Raw genomic sequence first — 13,142 nt, forward strand, 5'->3', positions numbered from 1 at the left:
TGCCAGGCATCAAATTAAGTGAAGAGCCCATCCTGACGGATGGGCTTTTTGCGTTTTCGTGGCCTGAGAAATTACGGAGAGTGCTATCACGTTACCGACAGCGCTGATGTATTCCAGCCTGAAGCTGGTCATACGCCCTCCCTCCGGTTAAAGCGTGGCTAAGGTATAAAAATGACGCAGCGGGCTGTTTCTTTAGTTTACCTTATGGGACGATTTCGGCCGTTTCAGCAGCTGATATACAGCAATACCTAACATTACCGAACGCATCAGCCGAACGGCTATTGTGATGAGGTATCCGCCGTATTAAAACAGCATTGATTGATATCCCATTGAAAATAAAGTGGTTTTCATGTTTTGTCTGGACTCGCAACGAGAACGATGAATATTGAGGCGAGCCGTCAGGGGAAATGATTATCAGCAGCGATGACGAAAAAAATAGTGCTCTTTCAACCCTTTTTTATTGAGAAATAGCCTGCAAGGAATTTATTTTCTGAATAAAATAACTTTATGAAGGCGGTTTTTATATTGATATATGTTTTATATGAAAATAAAAATGTATATAAAATCGTTTCTTAATATTTAATATGAATTATATTAAGAATATTTCCAGCTTAATTATTAAGTTACTCTAATGTAATCAGGTTAACAAATAGATACGAAACCTCCTCATCATGCCGGGCAGAAGGTATAACCGCTGGACTTTTTCTGCGAAATGACTTAGTGTCCTTAACACTTTGTTAACTCGATCTGGTTTAAGTTAATTCAAATTTGCTAAAAACATAGAGTGCATTGCCTGTATGGAAGCTAACCCGGTAACGTCCTTCGACGGATAATGCATGTTACCGGCTGGCAATATGAGAATATAAATGAAAATTCTGATTAACTGGCCTCCTCTGCGCCAACTAATAAATTATATCCGGGAGCGTTTTACCTTTCTGGTCTTGCTCTGCTGGCCAGCGATCATCTGGCTGGTTTGTCGGGCGCTTGTCTGGTTAACAGATGGACTGATGGTTCTGCTGGGAAAGCCTATCGATCACTCCTTTACCGTGTATCTTCAGCCACTTATGACGCTAAGCGCGCTACTGAGAATTTCCGTCAGCTGGGTGCTGCTGCTGTTTATCCTGTTCAGCATGGCGATGGGGTTCACCTGGGCTTTGCGGCGCTTTATGAATCGAAATAAATAACGCCGATGCTGCGACCGCAGGGAGCGGCACCGGCGTTGACTCAGGCCATCTCACCGATCGTTTTGCGAAAACGCAGTAGCGCGACAGTAAAAAATACCCCACCGATAGCCAGCAGCGTCAGAAACTGCGGCCAGACGATGGAGAAATCCGCGCCGCGATAAAGAATGGCCTGCGCCAGACTGACAAAGTGGGTTGTCGGCATGGTGAGCATAATATCCTGTACAGCCTGCGGCATACTTTCCCGGGGTGTGGAGCCGCCGGAAAGCATCTGCAGCGGCAACAGCACCAGAATCATCAGCAGCCCCAGCTGCGGCATGGAACGCGCCACCGTACCCATAAAAATGCCGATCGAGGTGGTGGCAAACAGGCTCAGGGCGACCCCAAGCATAAAGAGCGGAATTGAGCCCTCTATCGGTACCTGCAGCACGCCCTGAACCATCAGGATCAGGGAGAGTCCGGAAACCACCAGCACCACCAGCCCCATTGACCATATCTTCGCCATCATGATCTCAAACGGCGTGACCGGCATAACCAGCAGGTGCTCTACGGTGCCATGTTCTCGCTCGCGTATCAGCGCCGAGCCGGTCAGCACGATCGCCAGCATGGTGATATTGTTGATAATTGCCATGACGGCGCCGAAACGCTCCTGTTCCAGGTTCGGGTTAAAACGCATTCTGACGGCCAGCTCAACCGGCAGCGAGCCGTTATCCCGGTAGCGGGTGACAAAGCTGTTCACCTCGCCGGTGACGATATTCTGGATATAGCTATTGCCGGTAAACGCCTGGCTCATACGCGTCGCGTCGACGTTAACCTGCAGCTCGGGCTGGCGTCCGGCCAGAACGTCGCGCTGGAAATCCGGCGGAATATTGATGGCGAAGGTATAGCGTCCCGCATCCAGCCCGGCGTCCATCTCATCAGCGGTGATCAGCGCCGGCGGCAAAAACCAGGGCCGATAAAAACCATTGATAATACGCGATGAAAGCTGCGACTTATCCATGTCAGCAATAGCGATGGGCGCCAGATGTAGTGAACCCGGCATCACGGTTGCGGAGGAGTACACCGAGACGGTAAAAGCAAAGACAATTAACGTCAGCATCGCTTTATCGCCCAGCAGGCTGCGTAGCTCTTTCATCCCCAAATTATAAATATTGCGTAATCCACGCATTATCCCTCCTGTTTTTTCAACAGCCACACGCTCAGGCCCAGCACCAGCGGAACCGCGATAAGCAGCGGAATAAAGGATCCCCACAGGTCCGTCAGATTCAGCGCTTTGGAGAACGTTCCGCGCGCGATGGTCAGAAAGTGGCTGGTTGGATAAATCTGGCCAATCCAGCGGCCGGGCCCTTCCAGCGAGGCGACGGGGTCGATCATCCCGGAGAACTGCGTCGCCGGGATAAGCGTAATGATCGCGGTGCCGAAAATCGCCGCAATCTGGCTTTTCATAAAGGTGGAGATCAGCAGGCCAAGCCCGGTGGCGATAGTGACGTAGAGCAGCGCGGCGAGGGTGAGCGTCAGAAAACTCCCCTTATGCGGTACGCCAAAGACAAACACCGACAGCGCGCAGAGCAGGAAGAAGTTGAACATCCCCAGCACGATATATGGCACCTGTTTACCCAGCAGAAATTCGCTGCGGGTGGTTGGCGTCACGTACAAATTGATAATTGAGCCGAGTTCTTTCTCGCGGACCACGCTAAGCGCGCTGAGCATCGCCGGGATCATCATCAACAGCAGCGGAATTACCGCCGGGACAATCGCCGGCAGGCTTTTCACATCCGGGTTATAGCGGTAGCGGGTTTCGATGGAAATCAGTGACGTATCGCGGTTTGGGCTGGACTGGCGACCGGCCATCTCCTGCAGCCAGGCCAGATGCATGGCCTGGACGTAGCCGCGCACCGTCTCCGCGCGGTTCGGCATGGCGCCGTCCACCCACACGCCAATTTGCACCGGCGTTCCCCGGGCGATATCGCGGCCAAAATTGGGCGGAATTTCGATAGCCACCGCCAGCTCGCCGTTGCGCATTCTTCTGTCCAGTTCGCTATAGCTTTGCAGCGGCGGCTGTTCGATGAAGTAGCGCGAACCGGCGATATTTTGCGACCAGCCCTGGCTGCTGACGGTCTGGTCGCGGTCGAGCACCGCGAATCGCAGATCTTCGACGTCCATACTGATCCCGTAGCCCATGATGAACATCAGGATCACGGTGCCGAGCAGGGCCAGGGTCGATCGCACCGGATCGCGGCGCAGCTCAAGCGCTTCACGGCGGCTGTAGCTAAACAAGCGCTGCAGGCTAAACGTCTGGCGCGGCGCCACGCTTTCGGTTTTGTGTTCTATCGCGGGAACCGGCGCGGCTTTCGCATCAGGCGGCTGGGCGGTATCTGCTGCTTCCTGCAGCCAGGCGATAAACGCCTCTTCAAGGCTGGCCGATCCGCGCTGTTCGACCAGCGCCTGCGGCGTATCGCTGGCCAGCACTTTTCCGGCATGCATCAGCGAAATGCGATCGCAGCGTTCCGCTTCATTCATAAAGTGGGTGGAGATAAAAATCGTTACCCGGTCCTGGCGGGCTAGATCGACCATCAGCTGCCAGAACATATCCCGGGCTACCGGATCGACGCCGGAGGTGGGTTCATCAAGGATTAACATTTCTGGACGGTGGATCACCGCGACTGCCAGCGAGAGCCGCTGACGGATACCTAATGGTAGCGAAGCGGGTAGAGTGTCTTCTACCTCTTCCAGCATAAAGCGCTGGCTCATTTCGGCGATCCGTCCGGGGATTTCCGCCTTCGGGATATGGAACAGGCGCGCATGCAGTTCGAGGTTTTGCCGCACGGTCAGTTCGCTGTAGAGGGAAAAGGCCTGCGACATATAGCCGACGCGGCGGCGGGTCTCGATGTCCCTGGGGTCGACCGGCTGGCCAAACAGCCACGCTTCGCCTTCGCTGGCCGGTAGCAGCCCGGTCAGCATTTTCATGGTCGTTGATTTGCCGCAGCCGTTGGAGCCGAGGAAGCCGAAAATCTCGCCGCGGGCGATACGAAAATTCACGTGGTCAACGGCGACAAAATTACCGAAGCGCATGGTGAGCCCGCGCGCTTCAATCGCAATTTCGCCTTCATCCGTATGGCGCGGCGGGATGATCACCTCTTTATGCGCCAGGCGTTGAGCGTCGGGAAGCAGGGCGATAAACGCCTGCTCCAGCGTCTGACTTGCCGTGTGCGCTTTAAGCTCATCGGCGCTGCCGGTCGCCAGAACTTCCCCCGCGTTCATGGCTACCAGCCAGTCAAAGCGCTCCGCCTCTTCCATGTAAGCGGTGGCGACCAGTACGCTCATCTCCGGCTGACGCTGGCGAATGTTGTCGATCAGATCCCAAAACTGCGCCCGCGAGAGGGGATCGACGCCGGTGGTAGGTTCATCGAGGATCAGCAACTGCGGGTCGTGAATAAGCGCGCAGCACAGGCCGAGCTTCTGCTTCATCCCCCCGGAGAGTTTCCCCGCCGGACGGTCGCGAAACGGCGCCAGGCCGGTACTCTGGAGCAGTTCATTGATACGGATGTCGCGTTCGGCTTTATCATGGCCGAACAGACGGGCGAAGAAATCAACGTTTTCATAGACCGATAGGGTGTGGTAGAGGTTCTTCCCCAGCCCTTGGGGCATCCAGGCGATTTTTGGGCAAACGTCCTGGCGGTGACGCACATCGCGCATGTCGCCGCCGAGCACCATGACGTTGCCGCGCTCAATCACGCGCGCGCCGGAAATCAGCGATAGTAGGCTGGACTTGCCCACGCCGTCTGGCCCGATCAGGCCCACCATACAGCGGGCGGGAATGCTCAGCGTAATGTCCTTCAGCGCGACGGTTGCGCCAAAGCGCTGGCTGACGTTTTCCAGGCGGGCGACGGTTTTCATTGCGGTAACCTCACCGTCAGCGCTTCAGGCCACGTCTGCTGGTTATCCAGACGAACCCAGGCCATCCCGGGCAGCCCGGTCTTCACATACTCCAGATGCTCCGCCAGCAGCGCCGGCGGAATGCGGGCTTTCACGCGGAACATCAGCTTCAGCCTTTCGTCGCTGGTTTCCACCGTCTTGGGCGTAAACTGCGCCACGCTGGCGACAAAACTGATATTGGCGGGGATCACCAGATTCGGCGCGGCATCGAGGATAATTCGCGCTTCGCTGCCCAGCGCCAGCAGGCCCGCCTGCTCGGTCGGCAGGAAGAAGGTCATATAGACATCGGATAAGTCGACCATATTCAGCACCCGGCCGCCCGCCGCCAGCACCTCTCCCGGTTCGGCGACGCGGTACTGAATACGACCATCGCGCGGTGCTTTCAGCTCGCTATCGTCGATATCGGCGATAATCCGCCGTTCGGTCGCCTGGGCGGCCTCGACCCGGGTTTGCGCCTGAATGATACTGGTTCGCGCCGCCTCAATCGCGGCCCTGGCGGCAGAGACCTGCGCTTTGGCGGATTCCAGCGCCGCCCTGGCGCTTTCTGCCGCCGCCTGGTCGTCATCCAGCTGCTGCGCGGAGACCGCGCCGCGCTGCGAGAGCGTGCTGGAGCGGACGTGTCGTTTAGCCGAGGAGTTCAGCTCCGCCTGCCGCTGCTTCACCACCGCTTCCGTAGCGCGCATTTCACTTTGGCGCTGGTCGAGCAGGGCTTTCGCGGCGGCAATCGCGCTCTCTGCTTCCTTGATTTGCGCGGCGGCCTCCAGCCGTTGTTCGTTGAGCACGCGGGTATCCATGCGGGCCAGGACGTCGCCCTGGCGAACAAACTGCCCCTCCTTGACCAGGATCGTCTCGATACGTCCGGCGGTTTTGGTGGCGATATCGACTTCCGTGGCTTCAATTCTACCGTTGCTGCTGGCAAAGCCCGCTGGAATCCCCGGCGGGCGCAGCATCCACCATGCCGCCGCGGCAATCATCACCGCTAAACCAATAACGTATCCAACCCAACGCCGTTTGATTTTGTCCATACGCGACTCGCTTTGTTCCATAGGCTGAGTGGTGCGCGCTTCTCCTCCGCGTAGCGAAGTATCGTCTCTTCAGGAAAGGGAGGAATGGGGGGCAAGGCCAACCGGCGCGTGAATTCTGCTGCGCGGCGAACCGGTCGGAAAGAGGTGCGATTAATGTGGTCATCATCAGCAATCCTCGCCTTAAATGAAACACGCATATTTATTGCTACCGTCAATGCAATACTAACACCCGCACTAATTATGTCCATATACAAAACATGGACTTGTCGCTGGGTTAACATAAAAACAGCCGCGGACCGATACGCCAATATTACCCATAATACTATTTGGGTTTAATGCCTCGGGTACTCGCTCGTACAATCTCATAGCGCTTCATTAAATCATCATACTTATAAGCTACCGCACAACGCTAATAACCTGAGGATATTATTGGTGGGGAACTGGCGCATTTTTAATCTGGTTGCTCCAGGAGAACTGTTGTATGATCTCCGGCCCTGAAAATACACTCACGCCAGGCGAGCGCTTTATTCAATGAAAGATGAAAGCCAAAAATATATCTCAATTATTTTTAAGGAATGGTTGCCGCTGTACGACAGCCTGACGCCGGAGGTGAAGGCGGTACTTAAAAATATAGCCGGGCAGCAGGCGGAGGCGTTAGCGACCCGTTTCTATGACTTTATTTTTCAGGACCCGGATATCGCCAGGCATCTTACCTATGATTTAGTCCAGGAGCGGCTCAGCAGCTCGCTGGCCGGGTGGGTGAAAGATATCCTGATGTGTGAGAAAGAAAATTTGCAGGCGCTGGCGGAGCGGCAGTACCTGATCGGCAGCATCCATTCGCGTATCGGTATCCCGGCAGAGGCCGTGCTTCGCGGCGCGCGCCAGCTGAAAGCCGGGCTGATTGAAAATATCCGCGATAGTCACCTCGATCGCGAAACCAGCGTCGCCGCCATCTACTACGCCATCATGGCCATTAACATGGCGGTAGAGATGATGTGCCACGCCTATACCCTGTCGCACTATCGGGCGACAAAAAATGAAGAGGCCTACCGCCTGTATAGCCTGATGGATAACGTGCCGCTGGAATATGGCAAGCAGCAGGCCTCGCTCTCCGGATGGGAAAATAGCGCTATTTTTAATATCGTTAGCGATAATAAGACAGATATTAACGGCGCGTTATTATCTGATTCGGAATTTGGTCTGTGGTTCCGCCATAAATGCGTGCGTTATTTTAACAAAAATCCGCAAATGGAGGAGATCGCCGACTTAATTAGCAAGGTGGATGCGCTGTTATCTGCCTGGAAATCCTCGTCGGACGGTTCTGAGTATAAAAATACGCAGGCTCTGCTGCAGGGGATTCATATCCATTGCCAGCAGATCGGCAGCCAGCTGGGAGTACTCTTTAGCAGCCTGTCGCAGATGCAAAGCGGTAAGGATTCGCTGACCAGCCTGCTGAACCGTCGCTATCTGCCGGTTGTCCTCAAGCATGAAGTGACGCTTGCGATGGAGTATGAGCTGCCGATGACGGTGGCGATTATCGATATCGACCACTTTAAAGAGATCAATGATAGCTGGGGCCATATGGTCGGCGACCGGGCCATCAAGCACGTTGCGGAGCTGCTCAGCGATAATATTCGCTCCAGCGATTATATCTTCCGCTACGGCGGCGAGGAGTTTCTGCTGGTACTGGTGGAGACCGGCGCGGCGGAAGCTTTTACTATCCTTGAACGGCTGCGTAAAAAAATCAGCCAGCTGGCGTTTAGCGTTGGCGCTGACAATGAGATTTCGATTACCGCCAGCATCGGCTACGCCGTCCACACCGGTCACCCGGACTACAATCTTCTGCTGCGCGACGCCGACAGCGCACTGTACGTCGCCAAGCGCGATGGGCGCAACTGCGTGAAGCTGCATGAAGGCGACGGGAATTAATCTGCCGAGCCCTTCCCGGAGGCGCGCGCTGCGCCTGTCCGGGCTACCTGATCGCAGACGGCAGTAAACCCGTAGCCCGGTAAGGCGACAGCCACCACTGGGGAATAAACCGCAGAATATCTTCCGGTCGGGCGCCATCCCGGAGGCGGCACGCTGCGCCTGTTCGGGCTACCTGGCTGCAGACGGCTGTGAACCTGTAGCCCGGGCAAAGCGCGTCGAGCGCCGCCCCCGGGAGAGATGCGGCAGCGGATTTCAATGCGGCGAGATCTCCGTGCCTCAGAACAGCACCGGCAGCCCCAGGCCGCGTTTCACTTCATGCAGCGTCCGTTGTGTCAGCAGATGCGCCCGCTCGCTTCCCCGGCGCAGCAGCGCCAGCAGCATGCCTTTATCCTGAATATAGGTCGCCCGGCGTTCGCGTATCGGCGCCAGCAGCTCCTGTAAGCAGGTCTCCAGCGCGTTTTTGCACTGCCTGTCTCCCAGCCCTCCGCGCTGATAGTGGGCTTTCATCTCGGCCACGAAGGTTTTATCGGTATGGAAGGCATCAAGATAAGTAAACACCACGTTGCCTTCTACCTGACCCGGGTCGGCGACCCGCAGGTGATTCGGGTCGGTGTACATGGCGCTGACCGCACGATGGATCTCCTCTTCACTGGCCGAAAGGGTGAGCGTGTTCCCCAGCGATTTCGACATTTTGGCATTGCCATCGATGCCCGGCAGGCGGCTGACGTCGCTGAGCAGCGCTTTGCAGTGCCGTAAGATCGGCGTCGTCGTCAGGCTATTCATTTTGTGCACGATCTCGTTGGTCTGTTCAATCATCGGTAGCTGATCGTCGCCGACCGGCACCAGTTCGGCCTTAAAGGCGGTGATATCGGCGGCCTGGCTAATGGGATAGGCTAAAAATCCCACCGGCAGCGAGCGGGAAAACCCCTTCTGAGCGATTTCATTTTTTACCGTCGGATTACGTTCAACCCGGGCGACGGTGACGATATTCATATACAGCGCGCTGAGTTCGGCCAGCGCCGGCAGGGCGGATTGCAGGCAAATGGTGGTCTTCTGCGGATCGATGCCGACGGCGAGATAATCGGCCATCACCTCAAGGATATTGCTGCTGATTTTTTGCGGATTGCTGCCGTTGTCGGTCAGTCCCTGGAGATCCGCGACGAGGATAAACTGCTGGTGGTCATGCTGGAGCTGCACGCGCTGGCGCAGGGAACCGACGTAGTGTCCGAGGTGCAGCTGGCCGGTAGGACGGTCGCCGGTCAGAATAGTTTGGCTGGTGCTCATGAGTGACTCCTTAGGATGCTATCAGGCCGAAGGGCGACACTCAAAAACAACAAAGCCGCCTTCCGGCGGCTTTGAATAGAGGAAACGTGACATCTTGCCGCCTGTTATGCAGGCAGCCACCAACGGCGGAGGTGAGAAATGACAACGTTTCTGTTCATCTTTTTATCCTGCCACGAAAAGCCGCGGCAGTAAAAGCCCTTTTTCATTCAGCGATAAACCGGCAGCAGGTTAAAGCTGGATAAGATATGAATTATTGCGTTGGCGCCGCCGAAGCACAAAATCAGGATAATCATGGCATTGCCGCCCCATACCCGATAGTTCGGGCTGCCGAAACGCCTGCGTGAGGCGCGCGCCAGCAGGGCGGGGACGATAGCGGCCCAGACGGTGGCGGCGAGACCGGCGAAGCCAATAGCGTAGATAAAACCGTTAGGCCACAGCAGCCCGCCGGCGATCGGCGGCAGAAAGGTCACCAGCGCGGTTTTAAACCGCCCCAGCCGGCTATCGTCAAACTTAAACAGATCCGCCAGATAATCAAACAGGCCGAGAGTCACGCCCAGGAACGAGCTGGCGACGGCGAAGTTGGAAAAGACGGTCAGCAATAAATCGAGGGTCGAACTGTTCAACAGGCCGCTTAAGGTCTGCACCAGCACGTCGATATTGCCGCCTTTTTCGGCGATAGCGATAAACGCCGGGCGCGGAATATTGCCCATCGTGCCGACCAGCCAGATGATATACAGCACCAGCGCCATCAGCGTGCCGAGCAGCAGGCAGCGGCGAATGGTAAGCGGATCTTTACCGTAGTACTTCATCAGGCTGGGGACGTTGCCGTGATAGCCAAATGAAGCCAGGCAGAACGGCAGCGTCATCAGAACGTAGGGTAGATAGGATGATGCATTGCCCTCCGCGCGGTTAAACAGAATCGCGGGCTCCACGTGCCACATGAGTCCGCCGAAGGTCATAAAGAAGGTGAGGATTTTAGCGCCCAGTACGATAGTCGTCATCCGGCTTACCGCTTTCGTACTTAGCCAGACGATAAAGGCGACCACCAGCGCGAACGCCAGGCCGCCTAAGCGCGCCGGTACCGCGAGATCCATTTGCGCAAAAGTATGCTGAATAACTGAACCGCTGGCGGAAATATAGGCGTAGGTCAGGATATATAATACGAAGGCGACGGTCAGGCCGTTAATAATATTCCAGCCGTTTCCGAGTAAATCCTTGGTAATCGTGTCGAAGCTGGCGCCAATATGATAATTAAGATTGGCTTCGAGGATCATTAACCCGGAGTGCAGCATACAAAACCAGGTAAAGATGAGCGCCAGCAGCGACCAGAAAAACCAGGCGCCGGACATCACCACCGGTAAAGAAAACATGCCGGCGCCAATAATCGTGCCGCCGATAATCATCGCTCCGCCAATCAGCGATGGTGTATTAGTTGAGACCGCTTTTGAGACTGATAATGTAGCCATAAGGTGCATTCCTCACGTGGCTATATAGTAAATAACGGGCTGCGGGCAAACGGCTACCCGGCGCAACCCGAATGATTGAGCTTAAAGAGATGGATTTAAATTAATGGCGCTCCCGTTGCGAGAGCGCCAGGACGTTATTTATTTCACCGGTTTCAGTCTGGCGACGAAGTGGCGCAGTACCGGCGGCTCATAGGTAAAGGTCAGACCCTTAATCGTGGCGGCGCGCGCCTTAACGGCGATCAGCGCATCAGCGATATAGTCCATGTGATCGTTGGTATAAACCCGGCGCGGAATGGTCAGGCGCAGTAGCTCCATCGGCGACGCCTTCTGTTTGCCGGTTTGCGGATCGCGGCCCAGCAGCAGGGAGCCGATTTCCACGCTGCGGATGCCCGCTTCCAGATACAGCTCGTTGTTTAGCGCGTGCGCCGGGAACTGCTCCGGTGGGATATGCGGCAGCAGCAGCTTAGCATCGACGAACACCGCATGGCCGCCGGTCGGATACTGAATCGGAATGCCGCCTTCGCGCAGGCGTTCGCCGAGGTATTCCACCTGATTGATGCGATAAGCGAGGTAATCCTCGTTGGTTCCTTCTTCCAGGCCGATAGCCAGCGCCTCCATATCGCGTCCCGCCAGGCCGCCGTAGGTGACAAAACCCTCCATCGGCACGCAGCGGATGCGCACTTCGTTGAAGAGATCTTCGTCATCGCGGAAGCAGCACAGGCCGCCAATATTCACCATCGGGTCTTTCTTGGCGGACATGGTCAGCATATCGCCGTACTGGTACATCTCAAGAATAATCTCTTTCACCGATTTATCGGCGTAGCCCTCTTCGCGCTGTTTAATAAACCAGGCGTTTTCGCAGAAGCGGGCGGAGTCGATCACCACCGGAATATTATTCTGACGCGCAATCTGATACACCTCGCGCATATTCGCCAGCGATACCGGCTGGCCGCCGGAGCTGTTACAGGTGACGGTGGTAATAATCGCCGCCACGTTTTCCGCGCCGTGTTCGGCGATGGTCGCTTTCAGCAAATCAATATCAAAGTTGCCTTTCCAGTCGTACCACGAGGTGGTGTCGAAGGCTTTCGGCGTCACCACGTTAATGGCTTTCGCGCCGTTGAGCTCCACGTGCGCGGCGGTGGTATCGAAGTGGAAGTTGGAAATAAACACCGGATGCGCCGACTTGCGGCGAGCAATCAGGCTCGGGAACAGAATCTGCTCCGCGCCGCGCCCCTGGTGGGTGGGAATGGTATAGGGATAGCCGATAATCTCTTTGACCTTTTCGCACAGATGCTGATAGTTACGCGACCCGGCGTAGGCTTCGTCGCCCATCATCAGCCCGGCCCACTGATGGTCGCTCATCGCGCCGGTGCCGGAGTCGGTCAGCAGGTCGATATACACGTCCTGGCTATTGAGCAAAAACGGGTTATAGCCCGCCTCTTCCAGCGCTTTGACGCGATCGTCAAAAGTGGTCATACGAATGTTTTCGACCATTTTAATGCGGAACGGCTCAGGGATACGTTTCATTTATTTTCTCCATGGGGATGCTGTGCCGCGTTTGGCTATTTGGCGACAAATAAAAAGCGCAACAAATAGCGACTAAACGCAGTGCTGAATTAATTTTTTTAGAGAGTGAACAGCAGCGGAGAATTAACGAGGGAAGTCGTTGGAGATGCGGTGATCTAAATTATACCAGTCGTCCAGGCCGCCCTGGGCAATGAGACGATAAATCGATTTTTGCGTCATGACATCGTCCTCTGTGGGTGAAGGGATGCCATAAAAATAAGGTAAAATGAGAAAATAACCACGATTAAAATCACAAAAAATTATTTATCGATAAGCGGAGTATAAAAATTTGACGCTTGTCGTCTTTTTAGCGTTATTGATTAGCAGGCGATGGTTTTTTGTTTTTTTATTACGCCAATAACGGTTTATTAAGTGAGGTTTTTAGCGCCTTCACCGCAATCAATGAAGGCGCTGGCGGAGCTTACATGCTGGAGAAGACGTTCATAATGATGCCGCCGGAGATGATCAGCACCATGGCGAGGATGGCCGGGATATCCGGTTTTTGCTTATAGAGGATCATCGAGCAAATCGTGACGCCGACGATGCCAAAGCCGCACCACAGCGAGTAGGCAACGCCGACCGGAATAGTGCTCATCGCGCGGGTGAGGGCGAAGTAGCACAGGCCGTAGGCGCAGACCACCAGCACCGACGGCGCCAGCTTGCTGAAGCCGTTGGTCTTTTTGATCATCGACGTGCCGGTGATTTCGGAGCCGATAGACAGCGCCAGCCATAAAAATCCGAGGTTAAACATAGGT

Annotated in this window: 10 protein-coding genes; 2 read left to right on the forward strand and 8 right to left on the reverse strand. The window is 55.4% G+C overall.

What is annotated here, in order from left to right:
* Window positions 1–866: 866 nt before the first annotated feature.
* Complete coding sequence (locus KOSB73_RS05730; protein WP_004133081.1) at window positions 867–1,184, forward strand: hypothetical protein; 318 nt, start codon at window positions 867–869, stop codon at window positions 1,182–1,184.
* Between the two features lie 40 nt (window positions 1,185–1,224).
* On the opposite strand, the gene KOSB73_RS05735 is transcribed toward KOSB73_RS05730, so the two are convergent.
* From KOSB73_RS05735 to KOSB73_RS05745, 3 genes are read right to left on the reverse strand one after another with little or no spacing between them, the layout of a single operon-like run.
* Window positions 1,225–2,349: an ABC transporter permease gene (locus KOSB73_RS05735; protein ID WP_049087257.1), complete on the reverse strand. Its 1,125-nt coding sequence runs from the start codon at window positions 2,347–2,349 to the stop codon at window positions 1,225–1,227.
* On the reverse strand, window positions 2,349–5,078 hold the full coding sequence (rbbA, locus tag KOSB73_RS05740) for a ribosome-associated ATPase/putative transporter RbbA (RefSeq protein ID WP_098140310.1): 2,730 nt from the start codon (window positions 5,076–5,078) through the stop codon (window positions 2,349–2,351). Before rbbA ends, KOSB73_RS05735 begins: the two co-directional genes overlap by 1 nt.
* Window positions 5,075–6,142, reverse strand: a complete 1,068-nt coding sequence (locus KOSB73_RS05745) for an HlyD family secretion protein (protein ID WP_098140351.1) — start codon at window positions 6,140–6,142, stop codon at window positions 5,075–5,077. The genes rbbA and KOSB73_RS05745 overlap by 4 nt, the downstream gene beginning before the upstream one ends.
* A 531-nt stretch (window positions 6,143–6,673) precedes the next feature.
* Between KOSB73_RS05745 and KOSB73_RS05750 the strand changes: the two genes are divergently transcribed.
* Window positions 6,674–8,071 (forward strand): GGDEF domain-containing protein, encoded by a 1,398-nt coding sequence (locus tag KOSB73_RS05750; protein WP_024360453.1) that lies wholly within the window; start codon window positions 6,674–6,676, stop codon window positions 8,069–8,071.
* A gap of 276 nt (window positions 8,072–8,347) precedes the next feature.
* On the opposite strand, the gene trpS is transcribed toward KOSB73_RS05750, so the two are convergent.
* The 5 genes from trpS to KOSB73_RS05775 all read right to left on the reverse strand — a co-directional run bounded on the left by trpS (window position 8,348) and on the right by KOSB73_RS05775 (window position 13,138).
* Complete coding sequence (gene trpS, locus KOSB73_RS05755; RefSeq protein ID WP_024360452.1) at window positions 8,348–9,355, reverse strand: tryptophan--tRNA ligase; 1,008 nt, start codon at window positions 9,353–9,355, stop codon at window positions 8,348–8,350.
* Between the two features lie 206 nt (window positions 9,356–9,561).
* Window positions 9,562–10,821 carry a tryptophan permease gene (gene mtr, locus KOSB73_RS05760; protein WP_098140311.1) on the reverse strand — a complete coding sequence of 420 codons (1,260 nt, stop codon included), beginning with the start codon at window positions 10,819–10,821 and terminating at the stop codon, window positions 9,562–9,564.
* Between the two features lie 138 nt (window positions 10,822–10,959).
* Complete coding sequence (gene tnaA, locus KOSB73_RS05765) at window positions 10,960–12,348, reverse strand: tryptophanase (RefSeq protein WP_004128455.1); 1,389 nt, start codon at window positions 12,346–12,348, stop codon at window positions 10,960–10,962.
* A 123-nt stretch (window positions 12,349–12,471) separates the two neighbouring features.
* Complete coding sequence (tnaC, locus tag KOSB73_RS05770) at window positions 12,472–12,567, reverse strand: tryptophanase leader peptide (RefSeq protein ID WP_004098218.1); 96 nt, start codon at window positions 12,565–12,567, stop codon at window positions 12,472–12,474.
* 241 nt (window positions 12,568–12,808) lie between these two features.
* A complete protein-coding gene (locus tag KOSB73_RS05775; RefSeq protein WP_004108688.1) occupies window positions 12,809–13,138 on the reverse strand; it encodes a DMT family transporter in 330 nt (109 codons plus the stop codon).
* Window positions 13,139–13,142: the final 4 nt, after the last annotated feature.

It is taken from the genome of Klebsiella grimontii, assembly GCF_900200035.1.
Lineage (GTDB): Bacteria > Pseudomonadota > Gammaproteobacteria > Enterobacterales > Enterobacteriaceae > Klebsiella > Klebsiella grimontii.